This is a genomic window from Azospirillum formosense (genome assembly GCF_013340925.1).
In the GTDB taxonomy this organism is placed as follows: Bacteria; Pseudomonadota; Alphaproteobacteria; order Azospirillales; family Azospirillaceae; genus Azospirillum; species Azospirillum formosense.
Window position 1 is genome coordinate 18,486 of record NZ_WHOR01000005.1, and the last position, 17,387, is coordinate 35,872.

Here is a 17,387-nt window from a genome sequence, read left to right on the forward strand (position 1 = left end):
GTCAGGCAGCGAATGGCGGGTCGGCGACCTCGGCCCAGGCCGCCAAGGCCTGGGCGCGGGGCCTGCATGATCGATCGGCGGCTGCGCCGAAATCAATCGCACACGACGACGTCGGCGGACGAGAGGCGATGCAGCAGGTGTTTGCGGCGGCGTTTGTCCGGCGGCAGCAGCTCGTAAAGAAAGGTCTCGATGGGCCTCCAGACCGAGACCCAACCAAGGATGACGAAGCTTTCCTGCAAAATCCGGGTCATCGGGCGAGCCGGAAAGTTGTTGGAGATCTGCCAGGCAAGGAAAAGGCAGATCGACAGAACGACGAAGCCGATCAAGGCCGCTTGGCGCCAGGTTCGGATCGACTCGCGATTCCTTTTCGCCTCGCCGGCGGCACAGGCGGCGAAATGGCCGGTCAGCGCGGCGGCGACGTCGAACCGCGGATACCGCGTCATCTCCTCGGCCGGAAGATGGATCACGATGCGAACCGGCTGATTCGCGGGCTGTTCCTTCACACGCCTCAGGAAATACTCCTCGGCGCCCGACGTCAGAGTGCCTTCGCGGAACGGCGACGGATCGACGCTGTCGAACAATTGCGACAGGTGGCAGAGCCTGATGTCGATGACGTCGTTCTTCGTGTCCAGCGGCATCCTCATCTCCCGCGTTCAAGACCGAATGTCCAAAGGCGGTCACACCGCCGATGGACGAGCCGAAGCTGGCTTGCGCACCGTCTCGCGGCGGCCGAACCACGCCACATAGAGCGTCGGAAGGAAGACGAGCGTCAGAAGCGACGCGACGAGGAGGCCGCCCATGATCGCGAAGGCCATCGCACCCCAGAACACCGTGAAGGCGATCGGGATGAGACCGAGCACGGTGGAGGCGGCGGTCAGCATGATCGGGCGGAACCGGGAGCCGCAGGCTTCGACCACGGCGTCCGTGATGCCATGTCCGGCGGCCCGCTCCGCCTCGATCTGCTCGATCAGGATGACGGCGTTCTTCGCGATCATGCCGACGAGCGCGAGGACCCCCAATATGGCGACGAAGCCGAGCGGCTGGCCGGACGCCAGCAGCGCCAGAACGACGCCGATCAGGCCGAGCGGCACCACGCTCAGCACCATCGCCAGACGCTGGAAGCTGCGAAGCTGGACCATCAGCACGGTCAGCACCAGAAGCAGCATCAGGGGGACGACGGCGAAGACCGACGCGCGGCTTTTGGCGCTTTCCTCCGCGATTCCGCCGACCTCGATGCGGTATTCCGGCGGCAGGGCGGCCGACAGGTCGGCGATGCGGGGCGCCAGGGCGTCGATGGCGGATTCCGGTGGGACGCCGGGCGCGACGTCCGCCTGCAGCGTCAGGGTCGGCTGCCGTCCGCGCCGCCAGACGAGCGGAAGATCCTGGGCGTAGCCGAAGGACGCCAGCTGGTTCAGCGGAACGCTCCGCCCGTTCGGCAGGGACACCGGCAGGCTGCGCAGGGTTTCCACCGACAGGGTCTGCCCGCGGGCGTCCCGCGCCAGAACGTCGATCAGGTAGATCCCGTCGCGGATCGGCGTGACGGGGCTTCCCGAGACGGCGGCGTTCAGCATGGTGGCGACGGCGGCCGAACTCAGGCCCAGGCGCCGCGCTTCGTCCTGGTCGATCCGCACCCGCAGTTTGCGGGCGGTTTCCATCCAGTCGAAATTGATCCGTCGCGTCTCGGGAAAGGTCGCGACGACCTGCGCGAGCTTCAGCGCGATCTCGCGCACCTCGCTCGGGTCCGGCCCGACGACGCGGTACTGCAGCGGCCATCCCACGGGCGGCCCGAGTTCCAGGGGGTACACGCGCGCGACGGCATTCGGGAACTCCTCGGCCAGCAGGGTCTCCAGACGGGATTGCAGCCGTTCGCGCGCCGCGATGTCCGTGGTCACGACCACCGTCTGGCCGATGAAGGGGTTGGCGAGCTGGACGTTCAGCGGCAGGTAGAAGCGGATCGCGCCGCGCCCGGCATAGCTGCTCCAGCGCGCGATCCCCGGCTCCTTGGCCAGCAGCGCGTCGAACCGTTCCACCGCCTCGCGCGTGGCGTGGATTGAGGCGTTTTGCGGCAGGCGGAGATCGACCAGAAGCTCGACCCGGTCCGACGGCGGAAAGAACTGCCGCGGCACGAGGCCCAGCGCCAGGATCGCGGCGACGAACAGGCCGAGCGTCGTCGCGATGGTCACCCCGCGGAACCGGATCGCCCCGCCCAGAAGGCGGCGGTACAGCCGCAGCACGGCGCCGGGCTCTCCGCCCCGCCCCGGCTTGGGCGGCCGCAGCAGCATCATGCCCAGGACGGGTGCGAAGACGGTCGCGACGAGCCACGACGCGATCAGCGCGATGCCCACGACGGCGAAGATGGAGAAGGTGTATTCACCGGCGGAGCTCTGCGCGAATCCGATCGGCACGAAACCGGCGATGGTCACCAGCGTGCCGGACAGCATCGCGACCGCCAGCGCCTTGTAGGGATACACGGCGGCGACCTCCATCCGGTCGCCGGCGGCGAGCCGCCGGGTCATCGCGTCGATGGTGGTCATGGCGTCGTCCACCAGCAGGGCGAGCGCGATGATCAGCGCGCCCAGCGAGATGCGCTGGAGGTCGATGCCGAGCAGATCCATCGCGGCGAAGACGATGGCCAGCGTCAAGGGAATCGTGATCGCGACGATGGCGCCCGCGCGCAGGCCGAGCGCGACGAAGCTGACGATCAGCACGATGACCACGGCCTGCCACAGCGACGTGATGAAGTCGGAGATCGCCTCGTCGACCGTGCGCGCCTGATCGGCCACCAGATGCGCCTCGATCCCCATCGGCAGGCCGGCGCCGATGCGCGCCATCGCCGCCGAGACGTTCCGGCCGAGGGCGAGGATGTCGCCGCCCGGACGCATCGCGATGGCGAGCCCGATGGCCGGCTCGCCGTTCACCCGGAACAGCGGCTGGGGCGGATCGGCCAGATCGCGGCGCACCTCGGCCAGATCGCGCAGGCGCAGCATGCGCCCCCCGGCCACGAAATTGACGTCGAGGATGTCCTGCTCCGACGTGAAGGCGCCCGAGACCTGCAGGGACAGCGCCTCCTTGCCGGTGCGCAGCACGCCGGCCGGACGCACCGCGTTCTGCGCCTGCAGCGCGGCGATCAGGGCGCCGGGCTCGACCCCCAGCCCGGCCAGCGTCTCCAGCGAGAAATCCACGTAGACGCGCTCGTCCTGTTCGCCCAGAAGCTCGATCTTCGAGACGTCCGGGACGAGCAGCAGGCGCGAACGGACGTCTTCGACGGCGTCGCGCAGTTCGCGGTGCGTGAACCCGTCGGCGGTGAAGCCGTAGATGATGCCGAAGGTGTCGCCGAAGTCATCGTTGAAGCCGGGGCCGAGGACGCCCTGCGGAAGGGTGTGGCGCATGTCGCCGACCCTCTTGCGCACCTCGTACCAGGTGTCGCTCACCGCGCGGCCCTGGGTGCTGCCGACCAGATCGACGAAGATCACGGTCGTTCCGGGAACCGTGTAGCTGCGCAACGTGTCGAGGTTCGGCACCTCCTGCAGCGTCCGTTCGATCCGCTCGGTCACCTGCTGGAGCGTTTCGTCCAGGGTGGCGCCCGGCCACTGCGCCTGCACCACCATGGTGCGGATGGTGAAGGCCGGGTCCTCCGCCCGGCCGAGCTTCAGGAACGCGACCGTTCCCGCCAGGACGACCCCGATCATCAGGAAGAGGACCAGGGAGCGGTTCCGGATCGCCCACGCGGAGAGATTGAAACCGCTCATCATGGCCCGGCCCCGAGCATGCGCACCTTCTGCCCCGGCCGCAACGCCTGCACCCCCGCGGTGACCACGACCTCGTCGGCTTCGAGGCCGCGCGCGACGATGACGCGGGCGAGGTCGTAGCGTTCGAGGTCGATGTTGCGCAACGCGACGGTGCCCGTCGCCGGATCGACGACCCAGACCGCCGGCTGCCGGTTGGCCTGCGTCAGGGCCGTTGCGGGAATCTCGAAGCCGCCCACGCCGCCGACCTGGATCGACCCGTTGACGGTCGAGCCGAGGCGCATCGCGTCGGGCGGGTCCTGAAGGCCGACCCGGACCGTGAAGGTGCGGGTCACCGGATCGGCCTGCGGCGCCACTTCGCGCACGCGCCCGATGGTCTGCACCGCGGGGTCGGAGGCCAGGGACACCGTGACGACCGAGTTGGCGGGGGCGATCCGGAACACCGGTGCCGGAACGTCGAAAACGGCGTCGCGCCCGTCCCGGCGGGCCAGATGCACGATCATGCGGCCGGCCGCCACCACCTCGCCGGGTTCGGCGCCGCGGGCGGTGACCGTGCCGGCGCCGTCGGCCACCAACTCCGTGTAGCCCAGGTTATCCTGCGCGGTGTCGAACTGCGCCTGCGCCGAATCGACCTGCGCCGCCGCGGCCTTCAGCGCCTGCGCCGCGGTGTCGTAGCGGGCGCGGGTCGTCCAGCCCTGGCCCAGGAGGGTTTCCTGCCGTTCGTAGTCGTTGCGTGCCAGCGTCTGCTGTCCCATGGCGGCGCTCAGGTTCGCCTGCGCCATTCTCAGGGCGTTGCGGGAGGGTTCGGGGTCCAGGCGCGCGATGGGTTGCCCCGCTTCGACCTGATCGCCGACATTCACCAGGCGCTCGATCATCCGTCCGTCGATGCGGAAGGCGAGGCTGACCTCGTCCTGCGCCTGGATCTGGCCGGTCAACGACAGGGTCTCGCCGCCCTCATGCTTCGCGACCGTCACCACCCGCACGGGGCGGACCGGGTCCGCGACGGGTTCCTCGCCGGAACCGCAAGCCGCGAGCAGGATCGACGGCGCGACGGCGAGCAGAGCCCATCGGCGGTGTGCGCGTTCGGCTCGATTGTGGTTCACGCATTCCCCCATTCTTGCGGCGTCCGGCGATCCCGATGTGACGTTCGCCCTAGACCCCGAGGCGCTTGAGCAGGCTGGCCAGAACGATCAGGACGACCAGGGCGAGCATCGGTATGGCGGCGGCGACGACGAAGACGTCGCCATAGGAGTCGCGATGGTTGAGCCTGCAGACGGTGAGCAGCGTGATGACGGCGCCGTTGTGCGGCAGCGCGTCGAGCGCACCCGAGGCGACCGCCGTCACCCGATGCATCACGTCGAGCGAAAAGCCGGACGCCTGCGCCATGTCCACGAAGGCCGGACCGAGCGAGTCGAGGGCGATGCTCATGCCGCCGGACGCCGAGCCGGTCATCGCGGACAGAACCGCCACGGACGCCGCGACCGACACCAGGGGATTGCCGCCGCCGATGGCCAGAACGGCCTGGCTGATCGTCCCGAAGACCGGAAGGGCGGCGATCACCGCGCCGAAGCCGACCAGGCTCGCCGTGCTGAAGATCGGCAGGACCGAAGCGTCGGCGCCCCTGTCCAGGCTCGTGCGCAGATCGCCCAGGCGGTTCCAGTTGCCGGCGATCAGAAGAAGGATGGCGAGGAACAGCGCCACGATGACCGCCCATACGCCGCGCACGGCCTCGATGGTCGTGGCGCCGAACCGCGGCTCGGCGAGGAAGGCGGTGTCCATCCGGGGAGCGACGACCTGGACGAACAGGAAGTTGCTGGCGATGACCACGACGATCGGCAGCACGGCCAGCGCGGCGGGGGGCAGGGCCTCCGCGTCGGCGCGTCCCTGCCGCGCGGGTTCGGCGGAGAGTTCGGCAATGTCGAATCCCTCGCACTGGGCGCGTTCGCGCGCCACGCGGTCCAGCACCGGAGTGCCGTCGTCATGGTCGCCGTATCCCTCGCCGGATGCCTTTGCGGTGGCGGCGCGCCGGTCCAGCCACAACACCCCCAGCACGAACATCACGAACCCTGTGACGATCCCGAGGCCCGGCGCGGCGAAGGCCGTGGTGCCCAGGAAGGGCATCGGGATCGCGTTCTGGATCGCCGGCGTTCCCGGCAGGGCCGACATGGTGAAGGTGAAGGCGCCCAGCGCCAGGGCGCCCGGTATCAGCCGCTTCGGAATGTCGGCGTCGCGGAACAGGGCGGCGGCCACCGGGTAGATCGCGAAGGCGACGACGAAGGCCGACACGCCGCCGTAGGTCAGGACGGCGCAGCACAGCACCACCGACACGACCGCGCGGTCCGGCCCCAGCCGGCCGCTGACCAGCCGGGCAAGGGATCGCGCCGACCCGGTGTCGTCCATCAGCTTGCCGAAGATCGCCCCAAGCATGAACAGGGGAAAGAAGGCGATGATGAAGGAGCCGGTGTTGGCCATGAAGATCTGGGTGTAGGCGCCGAGGATCGGCAGGCCGCCGGTCAGCAGGGCGGCGAGCAGCGCGGCCGCCGGTGCGGCGATCAGCAGGGTCACGCCGCGATAGGCCAGGACGATGAGCAGCGCGAGCGCGGCGAGGACGACGGCGAGATCGATCATGGCGGTGGCTCCGTGGGGCCTGCTCAGGGGGCTCCGTGCGAAGGCGGCTGGGGCGGCTCGGGGTAGCGCGCGTCGTAGGGATAGCGGGGAAAGTCCTTGCCGAGCCTGCGCCAGTCCGCCAGCCACTGTTCGGTGACGGTTCGCCCCTCCTCGCGAAGCGCCGCGAAGTAATCCAGGCTGCGGTTGAACTTCGAGGTGTGCTTGAGGCCCCAGGCGGTGTCGCGGGTCATCTTGATGGTCCGGACCGCGACGATCTTGTGGGTGTCCAGCGGGGGGCGTTCGTTTCCGTGCCGCTCGATCCATTGGTTGATCGTCATGATGGCGTCCAGTTCCTGGTTGAGCGACAGGTTGCCGGCCAGATCGTTCTCCCGGTCCCGGATGTCCTCGAGACCGATGTTCGGGGAGGCGGGATGGAACTCCTGCGGGTTGATGCGCACGATCCAGACCTCGTCCGGCTTGTCGTCCTTCACCCTGCCGTCGAGAAGGTCGCGCACCGGCGGATTGCGCGAATACAGGCCATCCCAATAGAACCCGTTGCGGGTGACGGTGCGGCCCGGCACGCAGGTCGGGAACACCATGCCGGGGATGACCTGCGCGGGCATGACTTCCGGAAGCGTTCCCGACGCCGCCACGCCTTCCAACGAGATCGCCCGGCGCATGCGCCAGCGGGTGATGTCGTACTGGTTGATCTCCCGGCCGTCCGGCCGCAGGCCCATCTGTTCGAGGGTCTTGTTGGAATCGAACACCTCGAAATTGCCGCTGAGCACCTCGATGGCGCCCGCAAGAATCCGGATGTCGGCTTCGGCCACCCGCGGCCAATCGATCGCGTCGAAATGCGGACACAGGTCCTTCAGCAACTCCGGAAACCCAAGATACTGCCAGCGGGCTCCCATCATGTTGAGGCCGGCCAGTCCCAGTTGACCGACGGCGGCGTAGGGGTTGGCCGCCGGCAACGGCAGACCCTGCGACTTCCACTCCAGGAGGGCGGCGACCAGATGGTTGTGGGCGGTCTCCACCGGGGTGGTCGCGGCGAAGGTCGTCCACAGGAAGTCCAGGCGCTCGACGGCCTTGCCGATGGTGCCGCACGCCGTGTCGGCGGTGTTCGGGGCGAGGCCGTACCACGCCGCCAGCGCGCACAGCGCGCCCGCCGACGTGCCGCTGATCGCGACGATGTCGAAGGTGTCGCCGTCCCGTGGGGTTTTGTCCCAGCCCTGTTTCGTCGTCAGGATGGTTTTCAGGACGCCCCAGGTGAACGCGGCGTGCGTTCCTCCCCCCTGGCAAGCGATCGCGACCTTCTTGGTGGCCATGTCTTCACCGCCTTCCAGGGTGTTCAGGGGGACCGGTCGTTGGGCAGGGGGTGTCCGGACGTTTCCCCGGACGCTTCATGCGCCAAGGCTTCCTCAATCCGCCCCAGCAGGTAGGGGAAGAAGGGGTTGGATGACATGCGGAGCAGGGCATCCATGCTGACGATCAGCGCTCCACGCTCCCCCCGGGCGGCCACCGCGCCCAGGTGGATGCCGAAATCCTCGTTGGGATCGGGGTGCAGGCCGTACAGGGAGTCGGTCGTCGGAAAGGGAAGGGCGACGTGCGAGAGCGAATAGACGTCGGGGGGATAGACCAGCCCCAATTCCTGCACCTGTTCCGTCTCCGCACCGGCCTCCGTCGTGCGTGCGACCACGTCGGGGCGCTCCGCATCGGCGTTGGTGATGATCGTGGTTCTGAACCGGCGGGGCGGATCGGGAAGGATGCGCGCCAGCATGGTGTCGGACGCCGAACTCAGGAGCGGGCCGAACTTGGTGTTGCGGTTCACGTCGAACAGCACGAGTTCGCTGCCGTTGGCGGGCAGGTGGGCGTACAGTCCGGACAGGATCGCGCGCGTGCTGACGGTGAAGTCCATCACGGACTGGAAGGTGAGGATCGGGGCGAGGCCGTCCAGCCGGCCATGGCCCGCAAGGTTCGCGATCCGGCTCTGAAGGGCCGAGGTCAGCAGATGCGACTGCCGCGCGCCGTTGACCGGAAACGAGTTGTACTTGAAGGGGTTGAATTCCGGCACCACGCCGAGCCAGGCGGCTTTCGCGAAGGGGGGGAAGATCGCGGGCAAACCGGCCAGCCCGGCAAAGCGCGCGAATGCGGTGATCCCGATCATCGGCGAGATCAGAACGATGCGGTCGGGGCGCTTCAGCCGTGCATCGTCGAGGGCGTCGAGCGCGTACATCATCGCAAGCGCGCCGCCGTTCGAAAACCCGACCACATGGAACGGTTGGTCCGGAGCGATGCGCCGCTGCGCTTCCCGCGCCGCCAGCCGGGTGGCCGCCAGCCAATCCTCCCACGCGATATCCGTCAGGCCTGCGGGAACCGTGCCGTGTCCGGGCAACCGGATGGCGATGGCGACAAAGCCGTACGCTTGATAAAGACGGGCGATGTGACGAAGGCTGTAAGGGGAGTCGGTCAAACCGTGCAGGAACAGCACCGCTCCTTTGACGGGACCGTCGGGTTCGAGCACATAGGAACGGTTCCAGTCCTGATCGAACCGCCCGGGGTAGATCGGGCTTCCATCGAAATACCGGTTGACCGGGACGCGCTCCCCCGGGGGCAGTTTCTGGGTGACTTCCGCCCGGACACTGTCGAAGATGGCCGCTTCCGACGTCATGTATTCGGTCCAGCCGCCGCTCTCCAGATCCTTCCCGTGCAGTTCCTGTGGCACGAAGGTGTGCCAAATCTCGAGTGGCAGGCCACGTTGCGAGTCATAGGCGCGCACGAGAAGCAGAACGACGACACTCACGACGAGCAGCGTGATGATTCTCCCTGCGATTTTGCGGACCCACAGTCTCATGAAGATATGACCTTCGAGTTCAGAGGGTTCGCTTGGCCACCGCAAATCAGAGCAACCAGTTTGAGCGTTCCCGGACCCATGGGGAACCGAGGCGAGCCGGAACACGCCCATGGCGACGGCTGTCTTGAGAGGCGCCCGCACACAGCCGGGAGCCTCGGTCATCGCAAGCGGTCGTATAGGGATTTTAACGTAATGATCATGCCGCAACGCGATCAGGCATACCCATATTATGCAAAGGGCATTTCCGATGAAAGACTTCCATATTGACTAATCCGGCTATTCATTGTGAGTTATGGCGTCACACTAAATTTATGGCAGCCGCTGCAACGAAAATGCTTATTAAAAACTAAAACGGTACCTGATCAATGCTGTTTAGTGCCTGAATAATAGAGAAGGCCAGCGTGATTATGGGAATCGATCTGGGCTGCGCCGCATTCCGCGTCGGTGTTTCAAAACCAGAGCCCGTCCCTGGGATGGGCGGGAACGTGGCCCGGCGCTGTGCGTCAGCTTTGTGTGAAACGTGGACGCTGTCCGTCCCGTAGGCCTGTTGGCCGGATACGGCCGGCGCGTCAATTGACGCGCATCCACCGCAAAGCCCCCTTTCGACCGCATGACGGCGTTCGCGGGGGCCGATCCTTCGCCCGCGGTGCTTGTTGATCACCGTCCCCCGATCTTCGCACCAATGCCGTGGCCACCCGGAGCAGGCGGGTGGCCACCGCAAGGAGGCGGCGCCTTCTCAGCCGCGAACGTCGACGACGACGCGACCGCGAATCCGGCCAGCCAGGATCCGGCTTGCCAGATCCGGCAGCGCCTCGAAGGGCTGCACCTCATACATCGTCTTCAGCAGGTCTTTGTCCAGGTCGCGGGCCAGCCGCGTCCATGCGGCGTCGCGGCGGTCCGGCGGTGCCATCACGGAGTCGACGCCCAGCAGCGCCACGCTGCGCAGGATGTGCGGCAGGACCGTCCCCGGCAGATCGGAGGAGCCGGCCAAGCCGCAGGCGGCGATGGCACCGCCCCAGACCGTCTGCGACAGCGCGTTGACCAGCGTCTGCCCACCCACCGAGTCGACGCCGCCGGCCCAGCGCTCCTTCTGCAATGGGGCGCCCTTTTCCTGGAGGGCGGCGCGGTCGATGAATCCGCCGGCGCCGAGGCTGCGCAGGTACTCATGCGTCTCCGGCCGGCCGGTGGAGGCGACCACCGGATAGCCGCGCTTGGCGAGCAGCGCCACCGCGACCGAACCGACGCCGCCGGCGGCCCCGGTGACCAACACCTCCTTGCCGCCCGGCTGGACCGCGCCCCATTTTTCCAGGGCATCGACGCAGAGCGCCGCCGTGTAGCCGGCGGTGCCGATGCCCATCGCCTCTTCGAGCGAGAAGACGTCCGGCAACCGGGTCAGCCACTCGGGCTTCAGGCGCTGGAAACGGGTGTAGCCGCCCCACTGCGTTTCCGACAGGCCCCAGCCGTTGGCCACCACCTTGTCGCCGGGTTTCCAGGCGGGGGAGCGGGATTCGACCACGGTCCCCGCCAAGTCGATGCCGGCGACCATCGGCAGCTTGCGGGCGATGCGTCCCTTGCCGCTGACGGCGAGCCCGTCCTTGTAGTTGACGGTGGAGTAGGCAACCTCGACCAGCACGTCGTTGTCCGGCAGGTCGGCGAGGGTGAGTTGCTTGAAGCCGCCCTTGGGCTTGCCGTCGACGTCTTCGATCACAAAGGCATTGAAAGTTTCGGCCATGGTTGGGTCCTTGTTTAGCGGCGACGGGAATCGCTGCGGGAAGTGTTGAATGCCGGGGGCGGTGCGCGCTGCGCGTCAGCCGCCCGCGGAGAACGCCAGTTGCGCCCGCTCCTTCAGCTTGCCGCGCTGGATCTTCTCTCCGTTGGGGCTCATCGCCGTGGGGAACTGGTCCACCACGACGAAACGCGCCGGAATCTTGAAATCGGCAAGCGCGGCTCCGACACGCTCGCGCAGGGCGGCCTCGTCGAGAACGGCGCCCTCGCGCAGGCGCAGGAAGGCGACGGGCTTGTTGCCGCGCTCCGTCGCCGCCTCGACGACCACGGCGGTCTCCACGCTGTCGTCGCGTTGCAGCACCGTCTCGATCTCCGCCGGATCGACGAGGAAGCCGCCGAGACGGAGGACGTCGCCGCTGCGGCCCTTGAAGATGAAGCCGCCATCCACCCGCATCGTCGCCAGATCGCCGGTGATGAAGAAGCCGTCCTCGGTGAAGGCGGCGCGGGTCGCTTCGGGATTGCCGAAATACGCGCAGAACAATGTGTCCGACGCGATCTCCAGGCTGCCGATCCCGCCCGGCGGCAGGACCTGTCCGGTGGCGGTGTCGCGCACCCGCACCCGTGCCTTGGGATTGACCGGATGGCCGCCGGACAGCTTGCGCAGGCCGATCGGGGCGTTCGGGGCCTGTCGTGAGAAGAACGAAAAGATCTCGCTCATCCCGAAACCGTTGGTCATCGGCACGCCGCGCCGCTCCGCCTCTTCGGGGAACAGGGCCAGGGTCGGGTTGAAGGACGCGATCAGGCAGTCGCGCAGGGACGGAAACGGCTTGTCCTCCGGGCAGACGTCGAGCAGGCGCTTGAAGAGGTCGTCCGGTCCGTTCAGGTGGGTGATCGACCGCGACCGGATCAGGTCGCGGGCCTCCTCCGGCTCGAACAGGCTCATCAGCGTGACGGACGCGCCGCCGGCCAGGGTGGCGGCGAACTGCGAGAAGCCGAACACGCCGCAGAACGGGATGGCTTGCAGCAGATGGGCGTCGTCGGCGTCATAGCCGAAGGCGACCGCCACCTGCGCGGCGTGGTGGGCGACCGCGCCCTGGCGGTGCAGGGCGAATTTGGGAAGACCGGTGGTGCCCGAGGTCGGGAAGATGATGCAGGGAAGCTCCGGTGCCGCGGCGCTTTCGCCGGCCGCCTCGGCCAGCAGGTCATGGTGATGAACGACCCGCACACCCGGCAGCGGGAAGCCGGACCGCCCATCGTCTTCGCACAGGACCGCCAGACGCAGCGACGCCGTCGCGGCCGGGTCGAGTTCGCCCAGCATGGTCAGGAACGGGATGTTCTTGAAGCCGGGCCAGACGACGATGGCCGACGCGCCGGTGCGGCTGACGATGGATTCCACCTCGGCCCGGCGGAAGCGGGTGTTCACCGAGACGGCGATGGCGCCGATGTGCAGGCAGGCGAAGAACAGGTCGAGATACGGGATGCCGTTCGGCAGCCAGAAGGCGACCCGGTCGCCCGGACCGACGCCGAGCCCCCGGAGCGCCGACGCGCAGCGCAGGCTGCGGTCCAGCAGATCCCCGTAGGACAGGGAGTGCCCGTTCCATCGGACGCGCGCGCCGGGCGCCGTCGCGGCGGCGTGGCGCAACTGGTCGATGGGGGTGACGGTGAAGGGGGGAGCCACATGCGTCATCACGGTCCTGTCGTCATCCGATGAGCCGTTGGAAAGAGGGATCAAAAAGGACGTCCCCTCCCCCAAGCCTGGGAGAGGGAGCCGTCCCGTCGGGCCGATGGCCCGGCGCCGTTACCGGTCGCTCCACTTGGGCAGGGGAACCTTGCGCATCTCGGCGTTGGCGGCGCTCTGCGGCCAGACGACCTGCAGCTTGCCGTCCTGCCACTGCATGACCGAGATCAGCGCCCGGGTGTTCTGCCCGGCTTCCTTCTCGCCGATCTGGTTCAGCTTCACCCCGGCGCCGGTCAGCAGGCTGCCGTCCGGCAGGTCGGTGGCGTAGGCGGCCTTGCGCAGCGCCGCCAGATCGGTCGAGCCCGCGCGCGGGATGACGTCCGTGAACAGGGTCCAGAAGCCGCCGAAGGCGATCAGGCCCAGCGGTCCCGGATCGCGCTTCTCCTTGGCGCGGAAGCCCTCGATGAACTCCGCGTACAGCTTCTGCGTCGCCTCCGGCAGGTTGGAGACGTTCGGCGAGGCCGGGGCGTCCACGTCGAAGATGCCGTCGGCGCTGGCGCCCGTCGCGGCGAGGAAGTCGGGAAGCGCGTAGCCGGTGCCGATGCCGATCATGGCCGGAATGTGGAGATCCAGCTCGCGGACCTGGCGCCAGAACAGGGCGGCGTCGTTCAGGTAGGAGGTCGCGATGACCGCGTCGGGTTTGGCCGCCTTCAGGCTGAGCACCAGCGACGACAGATCGTTCACCGTGCGGCTGTAGCGTTCGTTGGCGACCAGCTGCATGCCGAGGGTCTTCGTCTGGTTCGCCGCCGCGTCGCCGACCGACTGGCCGAACTCCGAATCCTCGGAGATCACGGCGATCCGCAGATCCTTCGGGTCCTTGCCCAGCTTGCCGGCGATGTCCTTGGCGAAGTCCGCCGCCGTCTGGCCCATCATCGACGCGTTGAAGGTCAGGCGGATGGTGTTCTTGTACTTGCGCTGGGTGATCTTGTCGGCGACGGCGATGGTCTCCCAGTACAGGGCGCCTTCGCGCTCCGCCACCTCGCTGGCGGCCAGGGCAAGCGAACTGGCGTAGCTGCCAGCGATCACCGGCACCTTCTCGCGCACGATCAGCCGGGTCGCCTCGGCGTTGGCGGCGGTCGGGGCCGGCGCGTCGGCGACGGCGTAGGTCACCGGACGGCCGAGCACGCCGCCGCGCTTGTTGATCATGTCGCGGGCGACCTCGGCGGCCTGATAGGCCTCGTTGCCGATCAGCGCCATCGGGCCGGACAGCGGGAACAGGACGCCGATCTTCAGCGGATCGGCGGCCTGGGACGGAACGGCGGCACCGGCCGCCGCCGCGGCGATGGCCGCCGCGGCGAGGATGGATTTCAAGCTCATGATGGTTTTTCCTCCCTATGTGTTTTGTATCGTCGCGCCGTTGCCCTCTCGCGGATCAGCCGCCGAGATAGGCTTCCTTCAGGCGCGGGTCGGTCAGCAGGTCGGCCGCCGGGCCGGACAGGACGATGTGGCCGTTCTCCAGCACATAGCCCCGGTCCGACATGGCGAGCGAATGCTTCACGTTCTGTTCGACCAGCAGGATGGTGATCCCGGTCTCCTTGATGCTGCGGACCAGCTTGAAGACCACGTCGACCATGATCGGGGCGAGGCCCAGCGTCGGCTCGTCGAACATGATCGCGCGCGGCTTCGCCATCAGCGCGCGGCCGATGGCGCACATCTGCTGCTCGCCGCCGCTCATCGACCCGGCGAGCTGGCCGGAGCGCTCCCGCAGCCGGGGCATCAGGTCGAAGACCCGCTCCAGACTCTCCGCGCGGTGGGCGCGGGCGTGCGGAGCGAAGGCACCGAGTTCCAGGTTCTCCCGCACCGTCATGAAGGGGAACAGCCGCCGGCCCTCCGGCACCTGGACCAGTCCGTGCCGGGCGATCGCGTGCGGCGGCAGGGAGCCGATGTCCTGGTCGAAGAAGGACACCCGCCCGTACCGTTCGATCGTGCCGGAAATGGCGTTCAGCAGCGTGGTCTTTCCCGCCGCGTTGGCGCCGACGACGGACACCACCTCGCCTTCCCGGACGTCCAGGTCGACTCCATGGAGCGTCTGGATCTCGCCATAGAAGGCATCGAGCTTTCTAACCGTGAGCACCGAAGTCCTCCCCCAGATAGGCTTGGATCACCGCCTTGTCGTTCAGCACGTCGGTCGGCAGCCCCTCGGCCAGCTTGCTGCCGTGGTTCATGACCACGATCCGGTCGCTGACCGCCGTGATGACCCGCATCAGATGTTCGATGATCAGGATGCTGACGCCGTGCGCGCGGATGGCCTCGATCAGCAGGATGGCCTTCTCCACCTCCGACGGGTTGAGGCCCGCCATGACCTCGTCCAGCAGCAGCACCTTCGGCCGGGTTGCCAGAGCGCGGGAGATTTCCAGGCGCTTGCGGCCGGGCAGCGGCAGGCTCGCGGCCGGCACGTCGCGGCGGTCGGCCAGCCCGGTCAGGACCAGCGCCTCCTCGGCGATGCGGCGGGCCTCGGCGATGTTGTGCGTCTGGTTGATCGCGCCGACCACAACGTTGTCGAGCACCGACAGCCCGCCGAACGGCTTCACGATCTGATAGGTGCGGGCCAGCCCGGCGCGGCAGACCTGATGCGCCTTCAGGCCGGTGATGCTCCTGCCTTCCAGCAGCACCTGCCCCTCCGTCGGCGGAAAGGCCCCGGCGATGCAGTTGAACAGCGTGGTCTTGCCGGCCCCGTTGGGACCGATCAGGCCGACGATCTCACCCTCTCCAATGCGGAGATGGACATCGTTGACGGCGCGGAGGCCGCCGAACTGCTTGCTGATGCCCCGGACTTCAAGCATGGCGGCTCTCCTTGCGGACCGGACGGCGACGGGTGGACCCGCCAAACGCCCCGCGCAGGCGCCGGGCGGTGGCGCGCGGCGCGCGGACGGCGCTCATCAGGCCTTGCGGCAGGACAATGACCATCACGATGAGGAGCGCGCCGTAGACGAGCAGGTACAGGCCCTGAAGGCTGCCGGCGAACTCCGCGCGGAGATACTCGCTGAGCGGAACGATGAGCACCGCGCCCAGGACGGGGCCGAGCGGCGTGCCCATGCCGCCGATGATGGCGATCAGAGCGATCTCCACCGAGAAGCCGATGCTGAGCACGGTGGACGGCTCGATCAGCAGGATGTAGTTGGCGTAGAGCGTGCCGGCGATGGCGCTGAGGAAGGCCGACAGGCCGATGGAGAACAGCTTGGTCCGCACGGTGTCGACGCCCAGCGCCTCGGCCGCCTCCTCGTTCTCGCGCATGGCCGCCAGGGCGTAGCCGATCCAGGAGCGTTCCAGCACGTAGGTGATGAGAAGCACGACCAGAAGCGCCGCCATCATGATGTAGACGTACCAGAGCCGGTCGGAAAACATCATGTTGGCGAAGCTCGGGTCGAACGGCAGGGACAGCCCTTCCGCCCCGCCGGTGAAGGAGCGCCAGTTGACGATGGCGATGCGCAGCACCTCGGCGAAGGCGATGGAGGCCAGCGCGAAGAACGGCCCCTGAAGGCGCAGGGTCAGCGCGCCGATCAGCGTCGCGAAGGCCACGGCGGCGGCTGCCCCGACGAACATGCCGATCCAGGGCGACAGGCCGAAATGCATGTAGAGCAGAGTCGAACCGTAGGCGCCGAGCCCGAAGAACGCGGCATGGCCCAGCGAGAACTGCCCGGCGTAGCCGCCGGCGATGTTCCAGGCGGCGGCGGCCAGCGCCCAGAACAGGACCTTCCAGAGGAAGTGCAGCGTGTAGGAATCGGCGGCGATCAACGGCAGCGCCACCAGGACCGCGACCATCGCCAGGGACAGCAGGAGGCCCTTGCGGGTCGGCCGGTAGGGAGCCAGGAGGGACGTCAGCGTCATGGGTCAGGCCCCCAGCTTTTCGGAGCCGCGCTGACCGAACAGCCCGGCGGGACGGAGCAGAAGCACGGCCAGGAAGACGAGAAAGTAAGCCATCTGGCGCATCTCGGAACCGATGAAGAAACCGCTCAGCGTCTCGATCAGGCCGATCGCCAGGCCGCCGATCAGGGCGCCCGCGATGCTGCCCAGACCGCCGAGCACGACCACCACGAAGGCGATCAGCACGAGGTTGATGCCGACCGTCGGATAGACCGGGAACATCGGCGCCAGCAGGGCGCCGGTCAGCCCGGCGCAGGCGGTGCCGAGGCCGAAGGTGAACAGGTCGATCCCCTTCACGTCGATGCTCATCAGCGACGCCGACCGCCGGTCCTGCGCCACCGCGCGCATCGCCTTGCCGGTGTAGGAGGTTTTCAGGAACAGATAGATGACGGCGACCACCGCCATCGCGACCGCGAAGGCGATCAGCAGCGGCGCCGGCAGGGCGATGTCGCCGATCCGCAGCACCTTGCCGGCGAACACCGACGCTGTGGTGCGGAAATCGCCGCCGAAGATCATCAGCGTGACGTTCTGCAAGACCAGCCCCAGCCCGACGGTGGCGAAGATCTGCGCCACCTGCGGCGCGCCCTGGATCGGACGGATGATCGCCCAGGACAGGAACAGGCCGAACAGGAACATCAGCGGCGTCACGATCAGCAGGACGAGGTAGGAGTCCAGGCCGCTCCAACTGTTCAGCACATAGGTCAGGTACATGCCGACCATGACGAAATCGCCATGGGCGAAGTTCTTGATGCGGGAGACGCCGAAGATCAGCGTCAGCCCGATCGAGATCAGCGCGTAGATGCCGCCGAGCAGGAGGCCGGACACCACGAGCTGGACGATGATGGCCGACATG

At 68.0% G+C, this 17,387-nt stretch carries 13 protein-coding genes; all 13 read right to left on the bottom strand.

From position 1 onward, the window contains the following. Window positions 1-92 precede the first annotated feature (92 nt). Entirely contained in the window at window positions 93-638 is a 546-nt protein-coding gene (locus tag GBZ26_RS01490) for a hypothetical protein (RefSeq protein ID WP_246653820.1), read from the bottom strand. Window positions 639-677: 39 nt separating this feature from the next. After that, window positions 678-3,752 (bottom strand): efflux RND transporter permease subunit, encoded by a 3,075-nt coding sequence (locus GBZ26_RS01495; RefSeq protein WP_174437285.1) that lies wholly within the window; start codon window positions 3,750-3,752, stop codon window positions 678-680. Then, window positions 3,749-4,849, bottom strand: a complete 1,101-nt coding sequence (locus GBZ26_RS01500; RefSeq protein ID WP_174437286.1) for an efflux RND transporter periplasmic adaptor subunit — start codon at window positions 4,847-4,849, stop codon at window positions 3,749-3,751. Before GBZ26_RS01500 ends, GBZ26_RS01495 begins: the two co-directional genes overlap by 4 nt. A 49-nt stretch (window positions 4,850-4,898) precedes the next feature. Next, window positions 4,899-6,374 (bottom strand): GntP family permease, encoded by a 1,476-nt coding sequence (locus tag GBZ26_RS01505; protein WP_174437287.1) that lies wholly within the window; start codon window positions 6,372-6,374, stop codon window positions 4,899-4,901. A 23-nt stretch (window positions 6,375-6,397) separates the two neighbouring features. After that, on the bottom strand, window positions 6,398-7,681 hold the full coding sequence (locus GBZ26_RS01510; protein ID WP_174437288.1) for a patatin-like phospholipase family protein: 1,284 nt from the start codon (window positions 7,679-7,681) through the stop codon (window positions 6,398-6,400). 23 nt (window positions 7,682-7,704) lie between these two features. Continuing rightward, window positions 7,705-9,207, bottom strand: a complete 1,503-nt coding sequence (locus GBZ26_RS01515) for an alpha/beta hydrolase (RefSeq protein ID WP_174437289.1) — start codon at window positions 9,205-9,207, stop codon at window positions 7,705-7,707. 736 nt (window positions 9,208-9,943) lie between these two features. After that, window positions 9,944-10,939, bottom strand: a complete 996-nt coding sequence (locus GBZ26_RS01520; RefSeq protein WP_174437290.1) for an MDR family oxidoreductase — start codon at window positions 10,937-10,939, stop codon at window positions 9,944-9,946. 75 nt (window positions 10,940-11,014) lie between these two features. Then, a complete protein-coding gene (locus GBZ26_RS01525) occupies window positions 11,015-12,619 on the bottom strand; it encodes an AMP-binding protein (RefSeq protein ID WP_211104532.1) in 1,605 nt (534 codons plus the stop codon). A gap of 111 nt (window positions 12,620-12,730) precedes the next feature. After that, window positions 12,731-13,987 (bottom strand): ABC transporter substrate-binding protein, encoded by a 1,257-nt coding sequence (locus GBZ26_RS01530; RefSeq protein WP_174437291.1) that lies wholly within the window; start codon window positions 13,985-13,987, stop codon window positions 12,731-12,733. Between the two features lie 55 nt (window positions 13,988-14,042). Continuing rightward, window positions 14,043-14,744 (bottom strand): ATP-binding cassette domain-containing protein, encoded by a 702-nt coding sequence (locus GBZ26_RS01535; protein ID WP_174437292.1) that lies wholly within the window; start codon window positions 14,742-14,744, stop codon window positions 14,043-14,045. Continuing rightward, the gene (locus GBZ26_RS01540; RefSeq protein ID WP_174437293.1) at window positions 14,731-15,453 is read right to left on the bottom strand and encodes an ABC transporter ATP-binding protein; all 723 of its coding nucleotides are present in this window, start codon (window positions 15,451-15,453) and stop codon (window positions 14,731-14,733) included. The genes GBZ26_RS01535 and GBZ26_RS01540 overlap by 14 nt, the downstream gene beginning before the upstream one ends. Then, on the bottom strand, window positions 15,446-16,498 hold the full coding sequence (locus GBZ26_RS01545; protein WP_174437294.1) for a branched-chain amino acid ABC transporter permease: 1,053 nt from the start codon (window positions 16,496-16,498) through the stop codon (window positions 15,446-15,448). Before GBZ26_RS01545 ends, GBZ26_RS01540 begins: the two co-directional genes overlap by 8 nt. Before the next feature lie 3 nt (window positions 16,499-16,501). Next, window positions 16,502-17,386: a branched-chain amino acid ABC transporter permease gene (locus GBZ26_RS01550; RefSeq protein ID WP_014198513.1), complete on the bottom strand. Its 885-nt coding sequence runs from the start codon at window positions 17,384-17,386 to the stop codon at window positions 16,502-16,504. Window position 17,387: the final 1 nt, after the last annotated feature.